Below are 24,491 nucleotides of genomic sequence, written 5' to 3' on the forward strand. Positions count from 1 at the left end.
TCCGGTGAGTGAGGCGTTAAGTTCATAGGAGGGAATCGTGCTCATCATAAGGCTTGTTTTAATAGTTTCTGCATTATTAGTGGTTGTTTACCCTGTTTGGGGCCTGATATACCCTACTAGCTATTTGCCAGAACTTGTAGAGGTTTACCCACATGCTGAAGGTGCTAGTGTGGACCAAGTTAAAAAAGCGGCTTTAATTTTATGGCTTAGTAATATTATTCTATCTTTGTCGTTGTTCTTATTAGCTTTGTTTATCAAAAAGCCTCAGAATTATAAGCTTGCTAAACTATCAGCTATAGCGTTAATTGGTTACCCAATAATGCTTACTATTGTTGAAGTGCTTTCTAGTTCTGTGCTTTATAGTCACTTGGATAAAGCACCTGTTGCCGTTGAATTTTCAGCTATAAAAGGGTTTTATATAATCTTTGGTTTAGCATTAATAGGTGTATATAAATCGCAACGTGAACTTAACAAGCCAATACAGTAACGGGACTGATAACAGCTTGCTCGGTTCCGTTTCGCTTCACTATTTTAGCAAGCTATTATCAGCCCCTGATTGGGGCGTTAGAGGGCACATGGAAAGTACCGTGCAGAACGCCAAAGAAAAATTTGACGAGGCCAGTTTCTACTTGGATCTCATGGATACAGTCGAGATTAAACGGAGTGCGCTCACAAAAAATAGGAGCGCGGAGCAGGAGTTTTCGTACCTTTTAAGCGCCTTCCTCAATGCCTGCTACAGCGTCACCGAACACTTAAAATCAAATGCATTACTAGTTTCAAAAATAAAAGAATTCAGAAGCCTTCATCCTGTTTTTTATAGTTCAAGCCACGACGGCGGCCTGAGAAATCAGTCAACGCATCTAAAGCCTGTGAAGCCAGCACACGACGGTTACATCCCGCCGCCAGGTAGCAATGTAATACTTCGCTTCAGGAGTCAAGGCGAGCCTTATATTCCACCTGCACCGGGCGAGCCAATAAATCTCAATTTTAGCTCTGGCAGCTTTTATCTCTCAACCCAAAGCCAGCAGAACTCTATTTGTGACCTATGCGCTGTTCATCTTGGGGAAATCAAGAAATTCATTGAGCAATGTGAGGCACTCTAACAATGCGCTCAACTGCCGCTCACTGCGTTCGCTGGACAGTCAAACGCTACGCGTTTGCCTGCCCGTTAGCTTAATCGTTATGCCTAATACGCCCATGACACTTGCCGACCTTAAATCAAGTATTGATACCGAGCGCGACTGTGGCTATGTACGGCTGTTCGAAGTCCATTCCTCAGCCCCAGAAAACGAGGTCAATTGGCTACCTAACCAGTTGGCAGTTCATGCATTGAATTCTTCAATGCATTTGCATCAAATCACAGAAGCAGAGGCTAAGGAACTGTTTTGCTATCTGCTGACGCATGACATGGCTCACGGAATCGATTTGATGCAAGTGCAAAAAGCGGAGTCATTTTGGAATGCAATTATGGCTCGGTTAAGTGAGCCCGCATGCTTCTTTACCAACACAAAAGACATGCACAAAAATAACTGGGCTGGCTCTTATGATCCGGCAACGAATTCAACGTTTGATAGCTGCTTAGTGTTTAAAGAAAAACAGAAAGCACTAATTATGGTCATAGAAGATGAAGATTAGGCATCACCTTTCGGTCAACGTGACAGCCCAAAGCTGCTTCGCAGCTCCGGCAGCACGTTACCTCCAACGTTAACCCATAGAGATTTTTATCCGAAAATGACGAGTTAGAGTTAATAACCTAACTCATTTTTGTCCCAAAGCGTGTTGAAGTCTACAGGCTGTGACAATGCTAAACAGGTGAGCCATGGTGATTAGCGAGACGACCGTCCGCCCTATGGACGGGGCGGTCGAGCATCCAAGGAAGGACTTGCTGCGTGTCGTTGAGCAAATACCATGGCTCGGCCATCGTCATAACAAAGAACCTCGCCAAACTTCTTACCGTCTATGGCCATCAACCAGTTAAACACAAAACAAAAACGCTCTGCGGTTAGGCAGAGCGTTTGCGGATAAAGCCGTGTGATAAAAGGCGTTTAGTCCTTTAAATCCTTTTCCATATCTTCGTAGGAAGTATGGCGAACGTCTTTACCTTTTACGTAGTAAATAATGTATTCGCAGATATTTTTACAACGATCGCCGACACGCTCAACCGCACGGGCAGCCCAGAGTACGTCTAATACATCGGGGATTGAGCGTGGGTCTTCCATCATGTAGGTCATTAATTGACGGATAATGCCTTCGTATTCACGGTCGAGCTTGGCATCTTCTTTGTGAAGCTCCAACGCCGAATCGGCATCCATACGGGCTAAGGCATCGAGCGTTGCGTGCAGCATACGAATCGCATGGCGGCCCATGTTTTCAATGCTGACTAATAATGGCTGCTGATTATTCAAACGCTTATCTAATGCAGCCTTGGCGATACGCACACAGGCATCACCGATACGCTCAAGATCGGCAATCGATTTTGAAATCGCGATAATTAGCCGTAAGTCGCTCGCTGCCGGTTGGCGTTTGGCGATAATGCGGGTGCATTCTTCGTCAATCGAGACTTCCATGCCATTCACTTTGTGATCGCCGGTGATCACCTTTTGCGCTAATTCGGCATCTAAGGTGCTTAAGGCGTCGATGGCTTGCTCTAACTGACGCTCAACCAAGCCACCCATGGCGAGTACGCGGTTACGGATATCATCTAACTCGGCGTTAAATTGCCCAGAGATATGTTTGTTTAAATTCATATTTTCCATTTGGCCAACCTTTTACTCAACTGTATCAACGCCTAGATGGAGTTTGCAATGCTTAACTCAGTTCTAGGCGGTGGCTTATTTCGTTAATCGCTTATCGCTCACATCACCACTGCCAAAGGCAAGGTGATTAACCGTAACGGCCAGTAATGTAATCTTCGGTCTTACGTTTTTTCGGTGTGGTGAAGATGGTGTTGGTATCAGCGTATTCCACCAATTCGCCCATATACATAAAGGCTGTTTGATCCGACACCCGCGCCGCCTGTTGCATGTTGTGGGTAACGATAACCACTGTGTACTTAGTCTTAAGCTCAGTGATCAACTCTTCGATGGTTAAGGTTGAAATCGGGTCGAGGGCCGAAGTGGGTTCGTCGAGCAGTAATACTTCTGGCTCGATGGCAATCGCACGGGCAATCACCAGACGTTGCTGCTGACCACCGGATAAGCCAAAGGCGTTATCATGCAGACGGTCTTTCACTTCATCCCAAATCGCCGCGCCGCGTAGCGAACGCTCGGCCGCTTCGTCGAGTTCACGGCGGTTGTTAATGCCCTGCAAACGCAGACCATAAACCACGTTTTCGTAAATCGACTTAGGGAATGGATTAGGACGCTGGAACACCATACCTACGTTGCGGCGCAGGGCGGCAACATCGATTTTTTTGTCATAAATATTTTGACCGTGCAGCAAAATCTCGCCGTCGATATGGCAATTGTCGACCAGATCGTTCATGCGGTTAATGCAGCGCAATAGGGTGGATTTACCACAGCCGCTGGGGCCGATAAACGCCGTAACTTGCTTCTTTGGGATCTTCATCGACACATTAAACAGCGCTTGTTTGTCGCCATAGCGCAGGTCTAAGTTGCGGATCTCCAGCGCGGTATCGTTCTGGCTCAAGTTTGCTAAGTCAAAGTTGTTGGTTTTCATGGCTGTCGAATCTATAGAAATCATATTCAGTCCTAATACTTTCAGGATAATCGCTGATTAATGCTCAAGCGAACGATATTTTTCACGTAAGTGGTTACGCACACTAATCGCGGTTAAGTTCAGTGCCACAATCACTGTTACCAGCAAGAAGGAGGTGGCGTATACCAGAGGACGTGCCGCTTCAACGTTAGGACTCTGGAAGCCCACATCATAAATATGGAACCCTAAGTGCATGAATTTACGTTCTAAATGCACGAACGGGAAGTTTAAGTCCAGTGGCAATGTCGGTGCTAATTTCACTACACCCACCAGCATTAACGGTGCCACCTCACCCGCAGCGCGGGCCACGGCTAAAATCAGGCCCGTCATGATCGCAGGGCTTGCCATTGGGATCACAATCCGCCACAGGGTTTCGGCCTTGGTCGCGCCCAGAGCCAAACTGCCTTGACGCACCGCGCTAGGAATACGGCTTAAGCCTTCTTCGGTCGATACAATCACCACTGGCAGGGTCAGAATCGCTAAGGTTAATGCCGACCAAATCACCCCTGGCGAACCAAAGGTCGGTGATGGTAAGGCTTCGGCGTAAAACAGTTGGTCAATCGAGCCGCCCATCATGTATACGAAGAACCCTAAACCAAACACCCCGTACACAATCGATGGCACACCCGCTAAGTTGATTACCGCAATGCGGATCATCTTAGTGATTGGGCCTTTTTTGGCATATTCATGTAGGTAAATCGCAGCAATCACCCCGAATGGCGTCACGATAATCGCCATCAACAGCACCATAAACACGGTACCGAAAATCGCAGGGAACACGCCGCCCTCGGTGTTGGCTTCGCGTGGGTCGTCGCTGACAAAGCGGCCTAGTCCCACAAACCATTTACCGATTTTACCCATCAAACCTAAGTGGTTGACGTAGGTGACATCGAGAACCGAATCCAGCTTAAGCTCGACCTCAACACCACGCATATCACGCACGATAACGGAGTCACGCGCCGCTTCATCACGCAGGGCAAACAGCTCTTTTTCAAGCAGTTTATAGTCTTGTTCGAGCGCCACTTTCGCCGCAGCTAACTCCTGCTTACGGCTATCGGTCAACTCACCATCTAACTCGTAACGGCGCTCTTTTAAACGCAGTTTTTCAATCTTGTAGTTAATCGCACCAATATCTTGCTTTTGCAGTGATAACGCTTTGTCAGACAAAGCAACGGCACGGTCGATATGCTCCATTAAGGAGGATTCAAGCGCATCGTTTTTCAGCTCTAAGCGTTTACCGTTTTCAATCACGGCTACAGGATAGCCATAAAAGTTACCGTTTTTAGCACGCTCGAGCATGGCCACATCGGCAGGCTCGCTACGGCTGATAATGTCTGTTGCTAAAATCCAGCGGAAATCTAAGCCCACAAACTCACGGTTACCGGTTTTCACTAAGTAACGCGTCACAAACTCACCGGGTGGCTGTTTAAACACATGGCCCGCGGCGGTTAAGCGTTCGGTTGGCACTTCTTCCCTATCGTAAATCTCACCGATTAAGGTTGAACGTGCGCCTGTGTTATCTTCGAGTTCCCATTGATAAATCGTTGCAGGCCAAAAGTAGCTTAATCCGCGCCATGCAATGAGCAGTAACAGGCCTAATACTGCAATCAAACTGATGCTCACCGCGCCACCTGTCATCCAAATCCATGGCGAGCCTGATTTTACCCACTTACCCATTGCACAAACCTCTCAAGGTCATTGGCGAAATAGTATTTAGTATCATTATCTTATCTCCATTACAGCGAGCTATAGCGGTCACGCAGACGCTGTCTTACCACTTCGGCAATCGTGTTAAAGAAGAAGGTAAATACGAACAGAACGAAGGCCGCGAGGAACAGCACACGGTAGTGCGAGCTGCCAATCGCCGACTCAGGCATTTCCACCGCGATGTTAGCCGCCAGCGTACGCATACCTTCAAACACGCTCCATTCCATGATGGCGGTGTTACCCGTTGCCATCAGTACGATCATGGTTTCACCCACAGCGCGACCAAGACCCATCATCACCGCTGAGAAAATCCCTGGGCTTGCGGTCAACAGCACTACACGTGTCAGGGTTTGCCAAGGCGTCGCGCCCAGCGCCAAACTGCCGTTGGATAAATGGCGTGGCACAGAGAAAATCGCGTCTTCTGCAATCGAGAAAATCGTTGGAATAACCGCAAAGCCCATGGCGATACCCACTACCAGCGCGTTACGTTGGTCGAAGGTGATGCCTAATTCGTTAGTGATAAATTGACGAGTGTTACCATCGAACAGCGCCACTTCGATCATCGGGCTAATGGCAAAGGAGAACCAACCCACAAAGCAGATAACCGGAATGAGCATCAGCTCCTGATAGACTTCAGGTAAACGCTGTTTCCAAGTACCGGGTAATTTGCTCCAAGAGTAAGCCGACACCAGAATCGCCGTCGGCAGCAGTACCAGCAGCACTAAGATGCCCGGCAAGTGCTCTTCAATCAGCGGTGCTAACCAAAGTCCAGCGAGGAAACCTAAGATAACCGTCGGTAAGGCTTCCATGATTTCAATCGTTGGCTTAACAATGCCGCGCACCTTTGGCGACATAAAGTAAGCGGTATAGATGGCGCCCGCAATCGCTAATGGCACGGCAAACAGCATGGCGTAGAACGCCGCCTTCATGGTGCCATAGGCCAATGGCATTAAGCTGAGCTTGGCTTCAAAGTCATCGCTACCCGAGGTGGATTGCCACACAAACTTTGGCTCTGGATAACCTTCGTACCACACCTTATTCCACAGCGCGCTCCAAGACACTTCTGGGTGCGAGTTTTCCACGTGGAAGATATTCAGTTGCTTGTTCGCTTCGACCACTAGGCCGTTCGAACGAGGGCTAAAGCCGATCACGCCTGGGTTTTTAAGGTCAAACTTTTCATCAAACAGTTCGCGCTCACTGGTGGTGTACAGGAGTGATAACTCACCCTCTGGGCTCACCACGGCAAAGCTTTTACGGTAGAACTCAGAGGCAATCGAGGCTACTGGCGCTAAGTCGGTAAACTCACGGATCTCTTTGTATAAACGGCCCTTTGGACCATTCACTTGGAAGTACTGGGTCACCACACCAGAGTCATAGCTCACCAGAATCGAGCTGGCACCGGCGAGTAAGGCAATGTTGTTAACCTTGGACTTTTCCTTTTCCGCATCAATAACCTGCATTAAGTCTAGGCTTTCAACATCACGGATATTGTAGATAAACACCTTGTTGCCCATTTGCAGCATCAATTGGCGTTGATCCGGTGTCATCAATTGGTGTGCAACTTTTTTAGGTGCATCAGGTAACAGTGCGCCCGTGGTCGTCCATTCCACCTCTTCGGTCATCATGTTTTCTTGACCTTCGAGACGGCTTAAACGCCAAGCACCATTGTCATCTTGGTAGGCGAAGCTGATTTTATCGTTGCTGTAACTAAAGGCTAAATGATGGATAGCGCTGCCCGACTCATCGATAGTGATCGGCGCTTCACCCGCGCTGTAACGCAGTTTTGGGGTAATAAGGCGCTTGTTGTTAGGATAACTTAAGCCAAATTCGATTCCCACGATTAAGGCTTGACCGTTACTTAACCCCAGTGCGAAGCGTTGCTCACTCGGCGCGGCAATCGCGGCGCTGGTGACGCTCACACCCGCAGGTAATGGCGGTGTAAAACTGGAGAGTAAGCTGCCATCGGCAACAGTGTAGAAATCCACTTGGCCATCGGCGGCCACGCGATACATGACCTCATTTTGCTCGTCGGCGCCGACCATCAGGGTCGCGACTTCAGCATGTTGATAACTCACGCTTTTTACCGGAGTCACATCCGCGCTGTCGAAAATGGGTTTAATCACGTACAGCAAATAGAAGAAGATCAACAATAAGGCGACAAACACCATAGTGCCGCCAATCGTGACCCCAATTTGAGCCGCTTTATCCTTAAATGCCCTGCGACTTGAACGTCCGCCTTTCAGCATACTTTGCGGCGCAGAACCAGGTTGAATGACCTGACTTTCCATTAAGAACCTCTATTATTAAAGCCTGTGAGTTTTTTCGCTAGGAATTGCGAAATGCTATGCTTACACTGTTTGAGCATAAACCGAGCAATAACAACACCCTTCATTCTAAGTGCGTTGAATTATATGACGCAAAGATGACAGTTGTGTTACACCCGATTTTAAAACAGGTGCCTTTTACAAAAAATAGGAGTCAGTCGCCATGCTACGATATTTAATCACGCTTCAAGCACCTGATAGAAAAGGATTAGTCGAGCAAATCGCCCACGCCGTGAGTCGCCATGGCGGCAACTGGTTAGACTCAGAGCTGCGCCATATCGACGGGATTTTTGCCGCCATATTGTTACTCGAGGTGCCTTCGCTGAAAATGGACGAGCTGATTGAAGCCTTGGAATGCATCGACGGCCTCACCCTCACCTACTCAAAAACCTCGGTCGCCCTCAAACCCGTTAAGCGGCTAACCTACAGCCTAGTGTCCTACGACAGACCCGGATTAGTGCTGGATATTTCCAATCGCATCACCGCACTAGGTATCAATATCGAGCAGTTTAGCAGCCAGTTTGAGACCGCAGGCCATACCGGCATTGCCCTGTTTCGCGCCACCATTGGCTTAGGCTTAACCGACCTCGCCCAAGAGGAACAACTGGTGCAATCCCTTTACGCACTCGGTGATGACTTAGTGCTGGATAAACTCAGTCGTTAACCTTCAACACCTTTAACAAAAAACGCCGCGGGCAAAACCTGCGGCATTTTTTATGGTGAGCTAACTGACTTTCTGGTGCCGAGACTTAATCAAATATCGCAGCGGCACTTGGGAAATCAACATACCCAGCAACATTAGGCCGCAACCGAATAAGGCGCGCAGCCCTAGACTCTCACCAAGGAACAGAATACCGCCGATGGCCGCAAACACGGTTTCTAGACTTAAAATAATCGCCGCGTGCGCAGGATGAGCATGCTTTTGCGCCAGCACCTGTAAAGTGTAGGCAATACCGACTGAAATCAGCCCCGCGTAGGCCAGTGAGCCCCAGGCTGCAATCACCTTATCGACAGTCGTCACCTCAATGGCCGCCGACACCAGCAGGCTTAATACGCCGCACACCAAAAATTGCATCATGGCGAGTAACACTGGCGAAATTCGCTTGGCAAAATGATCCACTGCCAAAATATGCATCGCCCAAAATAGTGCGCCAATCAATTGCAGCGTATCGCCATAACCGAGGTGAAAGCCTTCTTTAATGCTTAAAAAATACAGTCCTACCACGGCGATACCGCAGCCCAGCCAGGTATTGGCGCCGGTAGCATGTTTCAGCGCTAGCCCCAATATCGGCACTAACACGATATAAAGCCCAGTGATAAAACCCGCATTAGCCGCCGTGGTATAAAGCAGCCCCACCTGTTGTAGCGATGCGCCAGCGAATAACAGTCCGCCCACCACCCCGCACCCCATAGCAAAGTCTTTGGGTGTACCGAGATGAATTTTGCCTTGCCGAGCCAAGTACCACACCAGAGGAACGAGTGACACAGTACCAATTAAGAAACGTAGCCCGTTGAATGCAAAGGGCGATAAATGCTCCATCCCTAAGGTTTGGGCGACAAAACCAAAGCCCCAAATAGCGGCGGCAAGCAAGAGTAAAAAATTGGCAGGCAAGATACGGTCTCAATGATTTAAAGGATGACAAGATTACCCAGATGCTGAGCGCTTGTCCAAATATGTTGCGATACTGTTAGAGTTTAAACCGTGCGCTACTGGAGAGTCTTGCCTTGTAGACTTTTGGCCTGACTCAAGATTTCATTTAAAAACACTGAGTCTGATTGCTTTGCCAACAGCACCGCTTTGTTGGAAGCATCGATCGCAAGGGCGGTTTGACCATCAAGATCGTAGGCGGTTGCTAAGCTATCCCAGAGCACCTCAGACATAGGAAACACCTTTGTCCCTTCCAGTAAAATCTCCACACCCCACGCCGTTTTTTGCTCATAGCTGGCCTTGAGACCATAGACATTGTACTGCTGGGCAGAGAGCGGAAACTCATAGCCGAAGACCGCCGTTTGCTGGTGATAGAACTGCTTTAATGCCTTTAGCGGCATCACCGCGATTTCGGGCACCGCATTCCAGCCCGCAAACAGCGTCTTTAATGCCGCAACATTGCCGATAAGCGGGGTGCTGTCATGGGTTTCTTCGGGGAAGCGTTTATCAAACCATTGCAACATTTGGGTTGAAGGAGGCTTCACTGACGGGCTATTTCCCAAGGTATTTTGCAATTGGGTGATTTGGACTGCAAAGGCGCTGGCCATCTCATTGGGTTCACTGGCGATACTCAAAAACCAGCGCATGGGTTTTGTCCGTTTGGCAACGGCTAGCTTAGCGGACTCCTGTACGAGCCAATTATTGTCCCACCAAAGGCTCGGGCTGATGGATATCGCCGCATTAAACCGAGTGTCAGGCGTCAGAGCCACATAACTGCTGAATAGCCCAGCCATAGAGTGTCCCGACAGTATGTGGTAATCGGCAATGCGATATTTCTGGCCCAAACTGCTGAGTAGTTCTGTTTCTAAAAACTGCCTGTAGTTCTCTGCTCCACCACTTCGGTCTTTGAACTGTTCTAATTGGGTCGGCGTAAACGACTTTAAGCGATTATTCGAGCTGACACCCACGACAATCAGTTCAGGGATAATGGCATAGCTACTTAAAAAGCCGACATTCGCGGCAATATGCTCAAATTGTGTTGAGCCATCCAAGACAACTAAAACGGGATAACGAAAATCGCTGGAATGACCATAGGTATCGGGGAGTTTGATTTGTAAGTTAATATCATCATTCAATATTTCAGAATGGATCTGCATCTTGTCTGCCTGCGCCATCACCTGCATTGACAAGAAAAAAATCAGCCCTAATACAATCCGCATCGTTAACCTCCATGAACAACGGCTGCTAAGTTACTGGTTTTTATCAAGACAATCAATTTATTAACATAATTACGCCACCAGAAAGCCCTGATTAGCCACAAATGACACTTAGGCTCTCAATCGAGAATTCCTATCTAAACTCGGCGGGATAATCTTGTATACTGCACACCACGCAATGACGAATGCATAAGTGCGCTGGGATGTCTTACCAACTCCAGTGACACCATAAAAAACTAGGAACACCTATGTTAGGAACGCTAAAAAAGCTGCGCGCACACTTAGATGAGGCGCAACAAGTACAGTATCAACTGGTTGTTGGCGACGACTTGCTGCCACTGAATCCCTTAATTGGCAAGCCGCTGACCCTGACCCACACAGGTAACATCTTCTGCTGTAACTGCGGCAAAAAGACCAAAAAAAGCTATTCGCAAGGCCATTGCTTTGTGTGCATGCAAAAGCTCGCCAGCTGCGATATGTGCATTATGAAGCCCGAAACCTGTCACTTTGACCAAGGTACTTGCCGCGAGCCAGAGTGGGCGCAAAGCCATTGTTTTGTGCCGCATTATGTTTATCTATCCAATACTTCGGGCATCAAGGTCGGTATCACTCGCCACACCCAATTGCCTACTCGCTGGATAGATCAGGGTGCGACTCAAGGGTTACCGATTTTTAAAGTGTCCACACGACAAATCTCGGGTTTAGTGGAAGTGGAGTTAGCCAAACTCATCAACGATAAAACCCACTGGCAAACCATGCTTAAGGGCCACGCCGATGATATCGATTTAAATGCTAAGGCTGCGGAACTGATCCCGCAAATTGAGGCTAAGTTACACGAAATCGGCATGCAAAAAGGCGATTACAGCATCGAACGTTTAGATGAAACGATTCAGTCGATTCACTATCCCATCGACACCTTTCCGAAGAAGATCACTTCCCACAACTTCGATAAAAATGAGATGGTAAGCGGGATTTTACAGGGGATTAAAGGTCAGTATCTGATCTTCGATACGGGCGTGATTAATATTCGCAAATTCACCGCCTATGAAGTCAGCGTAGCGTTAGCTGACTAATATAAGTTAAAATTCCTGTCAAATTAGTGTGTTGAGCGCTGCTATGGCAGTCAGCACACTTATTGCTAAACCGTTAGATGACAGTAGTGAAGCCTCTAAATCGCTTAGGTTGAACCTCGATATACTCATACCTAAAGCATTGTGATCACCCTTATCTTGCAATCACTCAGCCGCACCCACTCCCAGCATCCCACATGGATAAAATGGCGCTCACCTTTTCCAAGGTAAAAATCTCTATATGGAATATATTTTATGAAACAAGGACCTCAAAATTTTATCCGTCGCTGTGCATTCCAACAAGAATTACGTAGTAAGCAATCTGGGATAATGTTGCTCTTAATAATCCCGTTGATAATAGCAAGCGGTCCTTGGAAGGAACTGACCGCATCGCTATCGACAGAACCATGGGATATAGGATTTACAATTGTTGTCGTTTTAGCCGTTGTGGTGGCATTTTTCTTCGCCTTCATGATCATTTCTGAAACGATAAGATTGAGCAAAGCCGCTAAAGATGAACAGCTTAGATTAGCTGAAGCTGGACCTGATGGTTATTACATCGATATCTATCAAGAAGGCCTTATATTTAATCTCTACGATGCCGAGTTTCATCTTTTTGATATGAAACAACAGTTTGTCCCATTGGATGAGATTGCCAGTACAAAATACTTTAAATATAGAGGCACACGCCGCTTGACGATCAACTTTGTCCAGATTTCCGGCCAAGTGTCGTTCACGAACAGGGAAATAAATATGGATAATTTTGATTTTCTGAAGGAATTTCTCGAAACTCATGTAGCTAATCAAGAGAATAAGGCAAGAAAATAAGCCAGCTTAAGCTAGCTTGATTAGGAATAGCGGCGTTGTGTAAAGCATAAGCCCTACGCAACGCTCGCCATTCTTGGATAAGCCTGATGTAGATGAGATTGAAGCAATCGAACAGAGGCTTTGCTCTAACTTGGTTGCGCAACCATATGAACAAGTTCCCAGATATGTCCATCGGGATCTTCAAAGGCATGGCCGTACATAAATCCTTGATCCTGCGCTTGACGATAGGCTTTGCCGCCATGCTGTTCGGCAAGCTTGACCAAGTGATCGACACGCTCCCGACTGTCGCAGTCTAGACAATTGAGCACTTCTGTCGTGGTGCGGGCATCGGCAATCGCCTTATCGGTAAAGCCCGCGAAAAAAGGCTTCGCCAGCAACATCACATAAATATTGTCGGCAATTACCACGCAAGCGGCCTGCTCATTGCTGTATTGCTCATTAATACCAAATCCTATGCCAGCGTAAAAAGCCCGTGATTGTTGAACACTTTCAACCGCTAAATTAACAAAGATACTTTGTGCCATCATAATCTCCCTTTAAAAATCCTCTGCGGACGTCACATCCTGTCCTGTAAAAATACCTGTAACTGTAAATAGCTCAGAGAACAGTCTAGTCAATCATTGCGGCATCCTAAACCTATATTCCCACAAGAGCATAAGGCGAGTATCTTACTCGCCTTATGAGGATACCTTATGACAGTGATCTTAAGCTTTCAGCCTTAAGTCTGTCAGTTTATAACCTTCTCTTTATAGCTATCTGTTTATAACTATCTGTTTTTAGCTATCTGTTTATAAGAGTCAGTTTGCAACCGAGCTGGGATAACCGCGCTATTGCACCGCATGGGTGGCGGGCAGCGATAACAACATTTCATCGATTAAACCATCGAAGCGGGCCTTAACTTCATCTATATTTTTAATGTTGGCAAAGCCTTGGGCAAGGACTCGCCAGACCATTTCCGTGGGTTGCCCCGCGATACCCGTCGGTTTAAAAAAGCTAATCAGCACTGAGCCTTTATCGTACTTTTTAGGGTCAACACCTTGGTTCGATAAACCCGGCACTAAACCTGCGGCGGCGAGAATCTGCTCGTCCGACATTTGTGTGCCCATGGCGACGCCAAACCCGACTTGAAAGTCCGCCAGCTGCGGATCTTCGACCCAGCGATACCCTTTCGTCAGTAGCACTTTTTTCAGCGTATCTTGCATATGTTGTTGGACTTGTTGTTTGTCTAATCGACTGTCGACAAAGATTTTCTGGAGTGTTGGGTGCCAACTGTAGGTCATGGCGCTCGGCGGTAATAGGCTCAAATCCCCCGAAGTCACAATTGTGGTTCGCAGCGCCTGCGAATCATCCACACTCACACAGGCCGTCAGCGCGGCAAAACCTATGGTTAATAGCGTCAATAAACGCCCAATAGTTTGTGGTAAATACATACTTATTCCCTTATTGCGATTTTTACAGCTTAAGGATAGTTGCTATTTCCAAGACTGAAAGTCGATATGCATCATAGTGTTAAATCATCGCTCTCGACAAGCCTTGTGGCTAAATTGCACTCAGGCATTTATGGCTTCCCAATTCGTTATGATTTGTTACTTTATTATGCCCGCAGGGCGTATAGGCGCGGCTCAATTTACCCGCTAGAATGCCTCGCCGAGCGACTGCAACTTGCATAGTCACGGCGCAAAAATTGAGGGAATATGCCCTTATCACAATGCCAACAACGACAACAAAAGGTGTGAAATAGATCTATGGAGTTAATACTCGCTATCGCGTTGTTTGCCTTCTCATCAGGGATCACTCCTGGGCCTAACAACATTATGCTGATGACCTCTGGGGTCAACTTTGGTGTTAAACGCAGTATTCCGCATCTGATGGGGATTAGCCTTGGCTTTCCCACTATGATCCTCGCCATCGGCCTAGGCTTAAGTGCCCTATTTCAAGCCTACCCGATTATCCACCAAGTGATTAAAATCATTGGGATTGTGTATCTCCTGTACCTGTCTTGGCTGATTGCCAACAGCAGTAGCAAGATGGAGGGCAAGAGTATAGCTAAACCCTTTAGCTTTCTGCAGGCCGCCGCATTTCAATGGGTTAACCCTAAAGGCTGGATTATGGCCGTGGGCGCAATTGCCACTTTTACCTCGGTGCAACAGGATCTCACGCCGCAAGTGGTCACTATTGCCACAGTATTTTTATGTGTGGCCTTTCCCTGCGCCGTAGTGTGGCTTGGATTTGGTGTGGCGCTTAAACGAATTTTGAAAAACGAGCGCCAGCAGAAGATCTTTAATATCACTATGGCCATCTTGCTTGTGGCGTCTATCATCCCTATGATCGCCCCCTAATTTTGGCCGTAAGAGTTAAGCACTAGCATGAATGAGATAGATCTGATCATTGAACAAACCGATAACTGGGTGAAAAAAGTGATCATGAAATACAACATTTGCCCCTTCGCCAGACGTGAGGTTGAGCGCGGCAGTATTCGCTATCTCGTTGTTGAACAAACCAAAGTCAAGCTAGTGCTTAAAGCCTTAATTGAAGAATGCCAATATCTAGATGCCCACCCAGAGCACGAAACCACGCTGTTTATTCTGCCGCGGGGTTTTGAGGGCTTTTACACTTACCTCGATCTGGTCGATATGGCGAACGACGCCTTATTCGACAACGACTATGAAGGCGTGTATCAGCTCGCGCATTTTCATCCCGACTATTGCTTCGAGGATGAACCACAGGATTCTGCGGCCAATTATACCAACCGCGCGCCCTACCCAACCCTGCATATTATCCGCGAGGCCAGTATGGAGTTAGCCCTAGCTAACTACAACGACCCCGAATCAATTCCCGAGCGCAATATTCAATTTTGTGAGCGTAAAGGCAGCGAGTTTTTTATTAAATTACTCGCAGAGTGCATGGGGAAATAGCTTTTATTTCAAAGTAATAAACCCAACAAAGCCTAAGCTTAGGCATTGGGAAAGGTCGCACTGTTTACACCAATCACAGGATTTGTGTGCTCCATTTCTCATTGCCATAGCGACGATTCTTATAGCTATCAATACGCCATTCATCGGCCTTTTTAAGGACGATAAACAGATACTCATCTTCGAAGTGAGTGTTGGTTTTGATATAGATTTCGGCTCTGCTCTTATGTTTTAAGTTAACGAGCAGCTCAAGAGAGGATGGTCACAACCATTAAACTTTGAAGGAAAACCAAAGGAGTTGCGAACTTTACCGCCGTACACACGGGGCTTATCGGTACAAAACCCATCGAATAAGGGGGAGATTTGTTCATTGAGCAGTGCAAACCAATCGGTCCGCTCTGCATAGTGGAACTCAGTTTCGGGTAATACCTTTCTTAAGGCTTCTTCCTCTGCTTGCCGTTTGGCATAAAGATTATTTTCGATCTCATTCCAACTTTGGCTGAAAGATAACACACGCTGTGTTAAATACGCTTTTAATTCAATGTCATCCATGTCGATTATCTCGTCCTCTCCTAGGAATACTTACAGCGGACACTATAATCAAACGGCCCGTCGGTCACCAGCCTTGCTCTCTATCACATCAATAAAAAACATAATGATAATTCATTAGCTTAGAGTGAATTAGCCAGCATATTCTCCCCTAGATAGCTTGGTTGTTAACGCAGCCATAATTGTCATTCTTTATTTACAGCTCAAAATATTTACAAATTGCTACTTTTGTTATTTGTTTGTTAAAAATAAATTCCTGTGTTAGGTTGAAATCGCCTAAGTCAGCAGACGCCCGTCTGTCCATAGGAGCACAAGTAGATGCTCCGTGTCGCTTAGGTCTTACAACCTTGATAACAAATGGAGCAAGCACAATGAAATTAACCAAAATCGCCAGTGCCGTTATTGCCTTATCTGTGGGCGTTATTGCCCAAGCCCATGCCGACGACAATCGTTATGTCATTCAAGTCGAAGCGGGTCATAAAGGCATAGTTAAAGCACTGGCCAAAAAATTGGGCGCAGAAATCAACCTTGAAGGGGATGAATTTATCGCTGCGACTTTTACCGGCAAAGATCTCGCCCAAGTAAAAGGCCTGCTAAACAACCCACATATCACCCTGATTGAAGAAGACGTTCGCCGTCATCCAATGGCGCTATATAACGACGATGCGGGCAATCCAATGACCCAGCAAGTCACGCCCTATGCGATATATCAATCCCATGCCAACGAAGTAACTTTTAACCCAAATGCGGGCATGAAGGTGTGTATTATTGACTCGGGTTTAGATAGCTCAAACCCAGACTTTAACTGGAACAACATCACCGGCGATAACGACTCTGGTACGGGTAACTGGTATCAGAACGGTGGCCCACACGGCACCCACGTAGCGGGTACTATAGGTGCGGCGGATAACAATATCGGTGTAGTCGGTATGGCGCCTGGCGTACCCATGCATATCGTAAAAGTATTCAACGCCTCGGGTTGGGGTTACTCCTCTGACTTAGCCTATGCAGCCAACAAATGTAGTAATGCTGGCGCTAAGATCATCAGCATGAGTTTAGGTGGCGGCGCAGCCAACAATACTGAAAAGAATGCCTTCGACGCCTTTACTGCTGCGGGTGGTTTAGTGGTCGCGGCTGCGGGTAACGACGGTAACTCAGTGCGCTCCTATCCAGCGGGTTACCCATCGGTGATGATGATCGGTGCTAACGATGCCAACAATAAGATTGCCGACTTCTCCCAATACCCAAGCTGCGTGAGCGGTCGTGGTAAAAAAGCCGTCAACGATGATGGCATCTGTGTTGAAGTGACCGCAGGCGGTGTCGATACCCTATCAACCTACCCTGCAGGCATGGCAACGGCCTCAACCTTAACAGCCGATGGCGCGGCAGTCGCCTCATCAGCAATGGAAAACCCAGGTTCAGCCACGGGTAACACCTATTTTATGGGCACGGCTCAGGCAGTGGATTCGGGCGCGAACGGTAAGATTTGTGTTATCGATCGCGGTGTGATTTCCTTCCACGATAAAGTGCTTAACTGTGAAAACTCAGGCGGTGTGGGCGCAATCGTTATCAACAACGTGGCGGGCATGCTCTACGGCACTTTGGGTGATACCAACGCCACAACTATTCCTGCTGTTGGCGCAGCGTTTGAAGATAGAGCGAGCCTACTTGCAGCCCAAAACGCAACGGTTTCAATCGATTCGGTTGACTACGGCTTTATGAGCGGTACTTCAATGGCCACACCAGCAGTATCGGGTATGGCGGCATTGGTATGGTCTAACCATTCACAATGTACCGGCACACAAATCCGTAACGCACTCAAAGCAACGGCAATGGATGCGGGTACTGTAGGTAAGGATAACTACTTCGGTTATGGTATCGTCAACGCGAAAGCGGCCGATGCTTACCTCACTACCTATGGCTGCTCTGGTAAATAGTATTTAGCCAAGATAATCCCAGTAAAAAAACCAGCACTTGTGCTGGTTTTTTTATTGTCTATCGGAAGATTACTTAAACCAACCTTTGATACTGCTCAGCAGTGAGCGGCTGTAAAAAGGCGCGCTCTTGGCTTGGCAAAATGTCGCAATAGGCTCGACGCTGTCGCCATGTAAATGGTGCACCTTAATGGGCCAGCTGTCCTGCTCTAATTGACGCTCGAGCAACTTCACATCGCCACGAATACGATTAATATCCTCTGAGTTTTCAGTGGGTAACTGGATCACTAAGCTTAAGGCGTGGTCCGAAGTACTACGAATAAAGTCCAAGCGTGACGATTCCAGCAGATAGGCCTTCTCGACGGTTTTATAGTTCGACAATAACCCTTTGAGCTGGGCGAAATGGGGATACTCATGGGGCTCGATATTGCCAAATAACGAGAGCGCGCCTCTATGTTCAACCAACTCAAGCTGCGATGACAACATCAAGCGTACTTCGTGTGCATCCAAGGATTTCGACATATTGCTGTTAGGATTCAGCGCCATATCGCTCCCCGATTGCAGCAACACTTGGAACAGCGTCTCGGCATCGAGCGTCATCACCCCATGGTGCGCAGTGCCTTCGCTCTTCATCAATTCAATGGCCTTATCGACGGCGGTTTGAGATGTGAAAATCGGCGTAAAAGGATGATCACTGCCATCCTCGAGGGGGACATACCACTGGGTGATGCCGATAGCCATCGCACCTTCACCCGCCTCGGGCGCCTCAGTGCTACTCTCACTCAAGATAAACAGGGTTGATTGGCTAAGTTGTTGATAAAACTCGGCCGCATACAGATTGTCTTGGAGGGCCTTCACAAAAATTTGTTCGAGTGGGGTTGTCGCTTCTAGGGTGTACAACATTGGCAAACTTCCTGTTATTAAGCGGTTCAGTCCTTTACTATCAAAGAGTTAAAAATAATTTTTAACCATTCGATTCACACTGACCAGATTAAATCGCGTGGGCATGGTAAAACATTGAGGGCGTCGAATCGAGTAAAACATCCCACAATTGGCATCAAAGCAGGCACTTAGCACAGTACCGAGCCTGCGCAGTCGCAAACTCGGCACTCATGAGTAACTGACTGATAGAATTAGAGACTTAATCCCCACACCTCGAAGGCATCGCGGCAAAGCTGCTCACGAAAATCCGGATGAGCGATATTGATCAGCGCCTGCGCCCGCTCGCGTAGGGAGCGGCCACGTAGGTTTGCCGCGCCATACTCGGTCACTATGTAATGCACATGGGCACGGGTCGTTACCACCCCTGCGCCGGGCGATAACACAGGAGCAATGCGGGAAATCGCGCCGCCCGAGGCGGTACTTGGCAAGGCAATCACAGAGCGGCCGCCTTCGGATAACCCCGCGCCGCGAATAAAGTCCATCTGCCCGCCAACACCCGAATAAATCTTAGTGCCTATCGAATCGGCGCAAACTTGGCCTGAAAGGTCGACCTGCAATGCCGAGTTAATCGCCATTACATTGGGGTTTTTACGAATGATAGCAGTATCGTTTACCTGCTCGATATCCATAAAAATGACCGCTGGATTATCATCCACATAGTCGTATAACTTCTGGCTTCCTAAGGCGAAACCTGTGACCAGTTTTCCGGGGTAAAAACGTTTCTTGCTGTTGTTAATCACGCCCTTTTCGACCAGCTGCAAAATCCCGTCGGAAAATAGCTCGGTATGCACGCCTAAGTCTTTATGCTCGGTCAGGCAAGACAACACCGCATCGGGAATCGCACCAATGCCCATCTGCAAACAATCGCCATCACGCACTAATTCGGCCACGTTTTTACCTATCGCCAAACTCACGGCATCGCCGGTGGCAAAGGCATGGATGGGCAAACTGGCGCTCTGTTCATACACGGCAGCGAAACGGTCGATATGAATAAAACCATCGCCGTGGGTGCGGGGCATTTGCGGGTTGATATGGGCGATGATTTTACCCGCCACTTGGCAGGCGGCTAAGGTGGCCTCCACCGAAATGCCTAAGGAACACATGCCGTGTTTGTCGGGCGGCGACACTTGGATAATCGCGGTATCGATTTTTTGCTCGCCGCTGCGGAACAGTTTAGGCACTTCCGAGAGGAAAATCGGCACATAGTCGGCGTCACCGCTTTGTAATAACGGCCGAGTCGGCACTCCACCAAAGAAACAGCGATGGCGCAGATGACCACGCAAATCGGGATGACTTAAGGACTCGGCGCCTTCGGTATGTAGCTGTAATAAGGTGAGATTTTCAAGGGTGAGCGCATGTTTTGCCAGCGCATCTAATAAGACTCTGGGGGTCGCCCCCATGGAATGGGTCCACAGGGTTTCGCCACTTTGAATGAGCGATACCGCTTCGAGGGCACTTTGACACACAATCGCAGACATACAGAATTCCTTCGCTTAGCTGATCCCCATTCCTTTGCGCATGTTGTGGCGAGGATGCGCCACACGCTTTGCATCTCCGCTCCCCCAAGGGATCCGCAAAGCCAATACCGCAAAGGAACATTTTATTAGCAGCAGTGTAAGCGAGTTCTAAAGTAACTAACATCCATTTCAACGACTTAGTCCGATTCTTTACCAATACTTTGCGTTAAGTCAAAACTCGCATTCAAAGCGAGAGCCGTTAATCCAAACGTTTGGAGAATCGCAGACTGGCCACCAGCAGGCCTAGGCAGGTAAAGCCAATCATCCACAGCGCATCAAATTGCAAGTCACTCACCTCGGCATCCCTCAGCACAATCGCGCGGGACATGCGCATAAAGTGCGTCGCGGGTAACGCCTCGGCAATCCACTGCGCCGCCACGGGCATGGCCTCGTAGGGGAACATAAAGCCCGACAACAGAATCGACGGCAGCAGGATAAACACCGTCATCTGCATCGACTGCAACTGGGTTTTCGCTATGGTCGAAATCACTAGGCCTAAGGTCAAACTGGCGCAGATAAACAACATGGCCGCCAGCGCAATCGAGTCCAAACCGCCGCGGATCGGCACTGCAAACAGCAAATGTCCGGCACTAAGAATAATGGCCAATTGCACGAAACCCACTAATACATAAGGGGTGATTTTACCTAGCATTAGCTCGAGCGGCCGCACTGGTGTGGTGATTAAAAACTCCATATTGCCCTGCTCACGCTCGCGCACAATCGCGGCCGAGGTAAACATCACCATGGTCATAGTCAAAATCACCCCCAAGAGGCCGGGGACGATATTCACCACAGAACGCTGCTCAGGGTTAAAGTATTGCACCACCTCAAAACTGGGGGGATTCGATTTGACCGCCCTGCCCGCGATTTCATCGAGCGGCATTTGCCTTAAACTGCGAATAGTGGAGGCGACTACGGTATCCGAGCCATCCACTAACCATTGACCCACGGGCTCGGCAAAATAGGCCTGCCCCGCAAAGGCGGGATGCCGCACTAAACGCTCGTCGAGATCGGCGCCTAAATACAGCACGGCTTTCACTTCGCCCCGTGTAATGGCTGCATCCGCTTCGGCGGCGCTCAAATAGCGATGTTTAAAATCAACAACTTGAGTCGCTTCTACTGCCTTAACCAAGGCGCGGCTATAGGCAGAATCGCTTAAATTCACTAAACCTGCGGGCAAATGGCGCGCATCGGTATTGATGGCATAACCAAACAACATCAACTGCACTAAGGGGATCATCACTATCATGCCGAAGGTCATGCGATCCCGCGATAACTGCCTGAGTTCTTTGACCACCACGGCCCAAATTCTACGTAGCATCTTGAGCCTCCACGGTAGTGGCCTGACTGCCGTTTGGCGGCGTTAGCTGGGCACGCCCACCCGTGCAGGTGACAAACACATCCTCAAGGCTGGGGCGCACTTCGGTCAATGCCCGCCCCGCGACCCTTGGGCTTAACCAGGCCAGCGGATCTGCAATCGAACTTTGCACTAATACCCGTAAACGACTGCCAATCTGCGCCGCCGATAACACGTTGGCGTCGCTAATGAGTGACTGTTTAAGCTTGCGTAAATCCTCCCCCGACACTTCAACGACCCGCGCGCCCATGGCCGCCATTAATTGTTGCGGCGAGCCGTCGGCGCGTTTTATCCCACGCTCTAAAATCGCTAATCCATGGCAACGCTCTGCCTCATCCATATAGTGGGTCGAGACTAAAATCGTGGTGCCTTGGGCGCAGAGATCGAACAGCCGCTCCCAAAACTCGCGGCGATTTTCAGGGTCGACCGCCGATGTTGGCTCATCGAGAAATAACAGCTCGGGGTGATGCAAGGTCGCGGCGGCCAAAGCTAAACGTTGCTTTTGCCCGCCACTCATGGAGCCCGCCATTTGCTTCTCGCGCCCCGCCAAATCGTACAAGCTTAATAGTTCGGCCAAACGCGCCTTGGTTTGGCGACGATTCAGCCCATAAATTTGCGCCACAAACTCGAGGTTTTCCCGCACCGACAGGTTGTCGTAGAGGGAGAATTTTTGCGTCATATAGCCAATGCGGCGGCGCAGTTTTTCCTCGGCGCCGGGCAAGGTTTCCCCCAGCACCCGAATATCCCCTGAGGTTGGGCTGAGCAGCCCAGTCAACATTCGAATGGAGGTCGATTTGCCACAGCCATTGGGGCCTAAAAACCCATAAATCGTGCCCTTAGGGATCGCCAAATCAAGGTCTTCGACCGCATTGATGCCGCCAAAAGCGCGGGTCATACCGCGGGTTTCGATAGCAAATTCAGGAGTCGCGCTTGATGTTTCTGCCGCTGATGTCCCTGCGACTGATATCCCTGCTGTAGCCTGTTGAGCACTCATGGCAGTTGTACCTCAAGGGCCATTCCCGTGGGTAAATCCTCTCCCTCTGGCGCAATATCAATATCGGTGAGATACATTAATCTCGCCCTATCGCGTTCATTTAAGGCATAAAAAGGAGTGTAAGCCGGTTGACTGCGGATATTACGCACTGTGCCTGCAATAGGCTGCGCGCGGCCATCGACAAGGATCTTCACTTGGCTACCCGCCTTGACCCTATCGAGCCAAGTCGCAGGCAGATACACCCGCACATAGGGATGCTCAATTGCCAATAAACCAATAAGTTGACTGCCTGCGGCCACCCTGTCGCCCACCCGCCAAGGTAAGGTATCCACTACTGCGGATCTTGCTGCCACTAGGCTTAAATCCTTGAGGGCTTTTTGCTCTTGTGCCACGCCAGCCATGGCCGCCTCGACTGCGGCTCTGGCCTGTTCGAGTTGCTCGCTGCGGGTACCGTTTTGTAGCAGTCTTAGGCTCTGCTCGGCTTCGGCCTGCTTGGCAAGGCTGGTATCACGCGCCGCGAGCGCCGCATCTAAGTCCGCTTGGCTAAGCACCTTAGTCTTAAATAACCGCTGCGTGCGCTCAAAATTCTGCTGCACCTCTTTCACGCTGGCATTGGCGCCGTCGAGGGCGGCGCGGGCTTTATCTATATCTTCCGAGCGAGCCCCCGTCACGGCTTCTTCCAGCTTGGCCTGCGCTTGCTTAAGCTCGGCTTGACGTTGACCTAAGCGCGCCTTAGCGGCTGTGCTATCTAGCTCGAGTAACACCTCCCCCGCCTGCACTTGCTGGCCTTCGACCACATTAATCTGGTTGATCAGCTCCCCCACGGGTGCGGTGAGGGTTAACCTGTCGCGCTCGACTGTGCCCAGCACGCGGGGGGATTCATCACCGCAAGCCGTCAATTGCAGCAACAATGCCGCGCCCAAAAGATTCGCCAACATCTTGCCCCATCTTTGAGGAGAAAGTCGCCGCGTTTTAACCGACATCACTGTTAACCTATTGGTTAAAATCATCATTCACTCCTAGGTTCACGTAATACACCCTGGGTAAACACCTGCATATTGTGCAGCGCTAAGCGTTGTAAATCCGCAGTATTGGCACTAAACAGGCCAAACTGACGCATTAAAACCGGGGGCGCGATCAGCGGAAACACCATCAAACTGATAAAACTCAGGCGCACTAAATTGGGGTCGAGCCCTTCTTTGAGTAATCCCGCATTCACTAATGCCGACTCGACCCATTGGCGCGAGAGGGACAGAATTTGCTCAAACACCGACAACATAATTCGATAGGCCTCTGTGCCATCGCCTTCCTGCAACACACGTACTATTAATCGGGGTAATCCAAGATTAGGTGCCATCACCCGATAATAGGTTTGCATCAGTTCACCTATATCATTGGGTGCTTGAGCGCTGGAGATTTCACGCAAACGCGCAATCACAGGCTCGAGGGTTTCCCGCACCATCTGCTCGAATAAGCCAGCTTTAGAGTCAAAGTAATAGCGGATAAGCGCCGCATCCACTTCGGCTTCACGGGCTATTTCACGGGTAGAAACAGTGGGATAACTGCGTTCACTAAAGAGCGTCACCGCGGCGGCGATCAGCCGTTGACGCGCATCAGAGTTGCCTTTCGGGCGACCCGCAGTCATGGACTGCCCAGGTTGGGCGGCAAAGGGAACCACACCTCTTGGGCGACGGGGAATAAGCGACATAAGCCACTCCAGCAGAATTCATCTACTGATGAATATACTGAAAAGCTGCTGGAAAAGGCAGCAGTTA

At 48.9% G+C, this 24,491-nt stretch carries 25 protein-coding genes; 9 read left to right on the plus strand and 16 right to left on the minus strand.

Annotation, left to right across the window (positions count from 1 at the left end):
• Positions 1-37: 37 nt before the first annotated feature.
• The 3 genes from SHEWANA3_RS14355 to SHEWANA3_RS14365 all read left to right on the plus strand — a co-directional run bounded on the left by SHEWANA3_RS14355 (position 38) and on the right by SHEWANA3_RS14365 (position 1,635).
• Positions 38-487, plus strand: a complete 450-nt coding sequence (locus tag SHEWANA3_RS14355; RefSeq protein WP_011717611.1) for a hypothetical protein — start codon at positions 38-40, stop codon at positions 485-487.
• Between the two features lie 88 nt (positions 488-575).
• Positions 576-1,103 carry a hypothetical protein gene (locus SHEWANA3_RS14360; protein WP_041412680.1) on the plus strand — a complete coding sequence of 176 codons (528 nt, stop codon included), beginning with the start codon at positions 576-578 and terminating at the stop codon, positions 1,101-1,103.
• Complete coding sequence (locus SHEWANA3_RS14365; RefSeq protein WP_166485337.1) at positions 1,039-1,635, plus strand: hypothetical protein; 597 nt, start codon at positions 1,039-1,041, stop codon at positions 1,633-1,635. Before SHEWANA3_RS14360 ends, SHEWANA3_RS14365 begins: the two co-directional genes overlap by 65 nt.
• Positions 1,636-1,804: 169 nt before the next feature.
• Here SHEWANA3_RS14365 and SHEWANA3_RS23930 read toward each other — a convergent pair whose 3' ends face one another.
• The 5 genes from SHEWANA3_RS23930 to SHEWANA3_RS14385 all read right to left on the minus strand — a co-directional run bounded on the left by SHEWANA3_RS23930 (position 1,805) and on the right by SHEWANA3_RS14385 (position 7,712).
• Complete coding sequence (locus SHEWANA3_RS23930; RefSeq protein WP_279587665.1) at positions 1,805-1,927, minus strand: hypothetical protein; 123 nt, start codon at positions 1,925-1,927, stop codon at positions 1,805-1,807.
• A gap of 118 nt (positions 1,928-2,045) precedes the next feature.
• Positions 2,046-2,756, minus strand: coding sequence for a phosphate signaling complex protein PhoU (gene phoU / locus SHEWANA3_RS14370; protein WP_011623309.1), 711 nt, complete (start codon positions 2,754-2,756; stop codon positions 2,046-2,048).
• 127 nt (positions 2,757-2,883) lie between these two features.
• Complete coding sequence (pstB, locus tag SHEWANA3_RS14375) at positions 2,884-3,702, minus strand: phosphate ABC transporter ATP-binding protein PstB (RefSeq protein WP_011623310.1); 819 nt, start codon at positions 3,700-3,702, stop codon at positions 2,884-2,886.
• A gap of 33 nt (positions 3,703-3,735) precedes the next feature.
• Positions 3,736-5,394: a phosphate ABC transporter permease PstA gene (gene pstA / locus SHEWANA3_RS14380; RefSeq protein ID WP_011717614.1), complete on the minus strand. Its 1,659-nt coding sequence runs from the start codon at positions 5,392-5,394 to the stop codon at positions 3,736-3,738.
• A gap of 59 nt (positions 5,395-5,453) precedes the next feature.
• Positions 5,454-7,712: an ABC transporter permease subunit gene (locus SHEWANA3_RS14385; RefSeq protein WP_011717615.1), complete on the minus strand. Its 2,259-nt coding sequence runs from the start codon at positions 7,710-7,712 to the stop codon at positions 5,454-5,456.
• A 199-nt stretch (positions 7,713-7,911) separates the two neighbouring features.
• Between SHEWANA3_RS14385 and SHEWANA3_RS14390 the strand changes: the two genes are divergently transcribed.
• Positions 7,912-8,412 carry an ACT domain-containing protein gene (locus SHEWANA3_RS14390; RefSeq protein ID WP_011717616.1) on the plus strand — a complete coding sequence of 167 codons (501 nt, stop codon included), beginning with the start codon at positions 7,912-7,914 and terminating at the stop codon, positions 8,410-8,412.
• Positions 8,413-8,472: 60 nt separating this feature from the next.
• On the opposite strand, the gene SHEWANA3_RS14395 is transcribed toward SHEWANA3_RS14390, so the two are convergent.
• The gene (locus SHEWANA3_RS14395) at positions 8,473-9,360 is read right to left on the minus strand and encodes a DMT family transporter (RefSeq protein ID WP_011717617.1); all 888 of its coding nucleotides are present in this window, start codon (positions 9,358-9,360) and stop codon (positions 8,473-8,475) included.
• A 95-nt stretch (positions 9,361-9,455) separates the two neighbouring features.
• A complete protein-coding gene (locus SHEWANA3_RS14400; RefSeq protein WP_011717618.1) occupies positions 9,456-10,616 on the minus strand; it encodes an alpha/beta hydrolase-fold protein in 1,161 nt (386 codons plus the stop codon).
• Positions 10,617-10,861: 245 nt separating this feature from the next.
• Here SHEWANA3_RS14400 and SHEWANA3_RS14405 point away from each other — a divergent pair, with 245 nt between their 5' ends.
• Both SHEWANA3_RS14405 and SHEWANA3_RS14410 read left to right on the plus strand, forming a co-directional pair.
• Positions 10,862-11,686 (plus strand): DUF2797 domain-containing protein, encoded by an 825-nt coding sequence (locus tag SHEWANA3_RS14405; RefSeq protein WP_011717619.1) that lies wholly within the window; start codon positions 10,862-10,864, stop codon positions 11,684-11,686.
• A gap of 252 nt (positions 11,687-11,938) precedes the next feature.
• On the plus strand, positions 11,939-12,511 hold the full coding sequence (locus SHEWANA3_RS14410; RefSeq protein WP_011717620.1) for a hypothetical protein: 573 nt from the start codon (positions 11,939-11,941) through the stop codon (positions 12,509-12,511).
• 125 nt (positions 12,512-12,636) lie between these two features.
• On the opposite strand, the gene SHEWANA3_RS14415 is transcribed toward SHEWANA3_RS14410, so the two are convergent.
• Positions 12,637-13,035: a VOC family protein gene (locus SHEWANA3_RS14415; RefSeq protein WP_011717621.1), complete on the minus strand. Its 399-nt coding sequence runs from the start codon at positions 13,033-13,035 to the stop codon at positions 12,637-12,639.
• A 303-nt stretch (positions 13,036-13,338) separates the two neighbouring features.
• Positions 13,339-13,941 (minus strand): DUF4136 domain-containing protein, encoded by a 603-nt coding sequence (locus SHEWANA3_RS14420; RefSeq protein WP_011717622.1) that lies wholly within the window; start codon positions 13,939-13,941, stop codon positions 13,339-13,341.
• Positions 13,942-14,256: 315 nt separating this feature from the next.
• On the opposite strand from SHEWANA3_RS14420, the gene SHEWANA3_RS14425 reads away from it, so the two are divergent.
• Entirely contained in the window at positions 14,257-14,850 is a 594-nt protein-coding gene (locus tag SHEWANA3_RS14425) for a LysE family translocator (protein ID WP_011717623.1), read from the plus strand.
• Positions 14,851-14,877: 27 nt separating this feature from the next.
• Positions 14,878-15,426: a DUF1415 domain-containing protein gene (locus SHEWANA3_RS14430; RefSeq protein ID WP_011717624.1), complete on the plus strand. Its 549-nt coding sequence runs from the start codon at positions 14,878-14,880 to the stop codon at positions 15,424-15,426.
• 228 nt (positions 15,427-15,654) lie between these two features.
• Here the strand turns inward: SHEWANA3_RS14430 and SHEWANA3_RS14435 are convergent, their stop codons facing one another.
• Positions 15,655-15,975: a hypothetical protein gene (locus SHEWANA3_RS14435; RefSeq protein WP_011717625.1), complete on the minus strand. Its 321-nt coding sequence runs from the start codon at positions 15,973-15,975 to the stop codon at positions 15,655-15,657.
• A gap of 368 nt (positions 15,976-16,343) precedes the next feature.
• Between SHEWANA3_RS14435 and SHEWANA3_RS14440 the strand changes: the two genes are divergently transcribed.
• Positions 16,344-17,909 (plus strand): S8 family serine peptidase, encoded by a 1,566-nt coding sequence (locus tag SHEWANA3_RS14440; RefSeq protein ID WP_011717626.1) that lies wholly within the window; start codon positions 16,344-16,346, stop codon positions 17,907-17,909.
• A 69-nt stretch (positions 17,910-17,978) separates the two neighbouring features.
• Here the strand turns inward: SHEWANA3_RS14440 and SHEWANA3_RS14445 are convergent, their stop codons facing one another.
• The 6 genes from SHEWANA3_RS14445 to SHEWANA3_RS14470 all read right to left on the minus strand — a co-directional run bounded on the left by SHEWANA3_RS14445 (position 17,979) and on the right by SHEWANA3_RS14470 (position 24,424).
• Positions 17,979-18,809, minus strand: coding sequence for an SseB family protein (locus SHEWANA3_RS14445; protein ID WP_011717627.1), 831 nt, complete (start codon positions 18,807-18,809; stop codon positions 17,979-17,981).
• 230 nt (positions 18,810-19,039) lie between these two features.
• On the minus strand, positions 19,040-20,326 hold the full coding sequence (locus SHEWANA3_RS14450) for an acetyl-CoA hydrolase/transferase C-terminal domain-containing protein (RefSeq protein WP_011717628.1): 1,287 nt from the start codon (positions 20,324-20,326) through the stop codon (positions 19,040-19,042).
• A 238-nt stretch (positions 20,327-20,564) separates the two neighbouring features.
• Positions 20,565-21,686 carry an ABC transporter permease gene (locus tag SHEWANA3_RS14455; RefSeq protein ID WP_011717629.1) on the minus strand — a complete coding sequence of 374 codons (1,122 nt, stop codon included), beginning with the start codon at positions 21,684-21,686 and terminating at the stop codon, positions 20,565-20,567.
• Positions 21,676-22,617: an ABC transporter ATP-binding protein gene (locus SHEWANA3_RS14460; protein ID WP_049796085.1), complete on the minus strand. Its 942-nt coding sequence runs from the start codon at positions 22,615-22,617 to the stop codon at positions 21,676-21,678. The genes SHEWANA3_RS14455 and SHEWANA3_RS14460 overlap by 11 nt, the downstream gene beginning before the upstream one ends.
• Positions 22,618-22,712: 95 nt before the next feature.
• Positions 22,713-23,654 carry an HlyD family efflux transporter periplasmic adaptor subunit gene (locus tag SHEWANA3_RS14465; RefSeq protein ID WP_041413095.1) on the minus strand — a complete coding sequence of 314 codons (942 nt, stop codon included), beginning with the start codon at positions 23,652-23,654 and terminating at the stop codon, positions 22,713-22,715.
• Positions 23,655-23,725: 71 nt separating this feature from the next.
• Positions 23,726-24,424 (minus strand): TetR/AcrR family transcriptional regulator, encoded by a 699-nt coding sequence (locus SHEWANA3_RS14470; protein ID WP_011717632.1) that lies wholly within the window; start codon positions 24,422-24,424, stop codon positions 23,726-23,728.
• Positions 24,425-24,491 lie beyond the last annotated feature (67 nt).

Source organism: Shewanella sp. ANA-3, from assembly GCF_000203935.1.
GTDB lineage: Bacteria > Pseudomonadota > Gammaproteobacteria > Enterobacterales > Shewanellaceae > Shewanella.

What these genes read in the sequence shown, in the direction of transcription:
- SHEWANA3_RS14360 (WP_041412680.1), top strand. Translation starts at nt 576, where the DNA reads ATGGAAAGTACCGTGCAGAACGCCAAAGAAAAATTTGACGAGGCCAGT.
- SHEWANA3_RS23930 (WP_279587665.1), bottom strand. Translation starts at nt 1,927, where the DNA reads ATGACGATGGCCGAGCCATGGTATTTGCTCAACGACACGCAGCAAGTC.
- phoU (WP_011623309.1), bottom strand. Translation starts at nt 2,756, where the DNA reads ATGGAAAATATGAATTTAAACAAACATATCTCTGGGCAATTTAACGCC.
- pstB (WP_011623310.1), bottom strand. Translation starts at nt 3,702, where the DNA reads ATGATTTCTATAGATTCGACAGCCATGAAAACCAACAACTTTGACTTA.
- pstA (WP_011717614.1), bottom strand. Translation starts at nt 5,394, where the DNA reads ATGGGTAAGTGGGTAAAATCAGGCTCGCCATGGATTTGGATGACAGGT.
- SHEWANA3_RS14385 (WP_011717615.1), bottom strand. Translation starts at nt 7,712, where the DNA reads ATGGAAAGTCAGGTCATTCAACCTGGTTCTGCGCCGCAAAGTATGCTG.
- SHEWANA3_RS14390 (WP_011717616.1), top strand. Translation starts at nt 7,912, where the DNA reads ATGCTACGATATTTAATCACGCTTCAAGCACCTGATAGAAAAGGATTA.
- SHEWANA3_RS14400 (WP_011717618.1), bottom strand. Translation starts at nt 10,616, where the DNA reads ATGCGGATTGTATTAGGGCTGATTTTTTTCTTGTCAATGCAGGTGATG.
- SHEWANA3_RS14405 (WP_011717619.1), top strand. Translation starts at nt 10,862, where the DNA reads ATGTTAGGAACGCTAAAAAAGCTGCGCGCACACTTAGATGAGGCGCAA.
- SHEWANA3_RS14410 (WP_011717620.1), top strand. Translation starts at nt 11,939, where the DNA reads ATGAAACAAGGACCTCAAAATTTTATCCGTCGCTGTGCATTCCAACAA.
- SHEWANA3_RS14415 (WP_011717621.1), bottom strand. Translation starts at nt 13,035, where the DNA reads ATGGCACAAAGTATCTTTGTTAATTTAGCGGTTGAAAGTGTTCAACAA.
- SHEWANA3_RS14420 (WP_011717622.1), bottom strand. Translation starts at nt 13,941, where the DNA reads ATGTATTTACCACAAACTATTGGGCGTTTATTGACGCTATTAACCATA.
- SHEWANA3_RS14425 (WP_011717623.1), top strand. Translation starts at nt 14,257, where the DNA reads ATGGAGTTAATACTCGCTATCGCGTTGTTTGCCTTCTCATCAGGGATC.
- SHEWANA3_RS14430 (WP_011717624.1), top strand. Translation starts at nt 14,878, where the DNA reads ATGAATGAGATAGATCTGATCATTGAACAAACCGATAACTGGGTGAAA.
- SHEWANA3_RS14435 (WP_011717625.1), bottom strand. Translation starts at nt 15,975, where the DNA reads ATGGATGACATTGAATTAAAAGCGTATTTAACACAGCGTGTGTTATCT.
- SHEWANA3_RS14440 (WP_011717626.1), top strand. Translation starts at nt 16,344, where the DNA reads ATGAAATTAACCAAAATCGCCAGTGCCGTTATTGCCTTATCTGTGGGC.
- SHEWANA3_RS14445 (WP_011717627.1), bottom strand. Translation starts at nt 18,809, where the DNA reads ATGTTGTACACCCTAGAAGCGACAACCCCACTCGAACAAATTTTTGTG.
- SHEWANA3_RS14450 (WP_011717628.1), bottom strand. Translation starts at nt 20,326, where the DNA reads ATGTCTGCGATTGTGTGTCAAAGTGCCCTCGAAGCGGTATCGCTCATT.
- SHEWANA3_RS14455 (WP_011717629.1), bottom strand. Translation starts at nt 21,686, where the DNA reads ATGCTACGTAGAATTTGGGCCGTGGTGGTCAAAGAACTCAGGCAGTTA.
- SHEWANA3_RS14460 (WP_049796085.1), bottom strand. Translation starts at nt 22,617, where the DNA reads ATGACCCGCGCTTTTGGCGGCATCAATGCGGTCGAAGACCTTGATTTG.
- SHEWANA3_RS14465 (WP_041413095.1), bottom strand. Translation starts at nt 23,654, where the DNA reads ATGTTGGCGAATCTTTTGGGCGCGGCATTGTTGCTGCAATTGACGGCT.
- SHEWANA3_RS14470 (WP_011717632.1), bottom strand. Translation starts at nt 24,424, where the DNA reads ATGTCGCTTATTCCCCGTCGCCCAAGAGGTGTGGTTCCCTTTGCCGCC.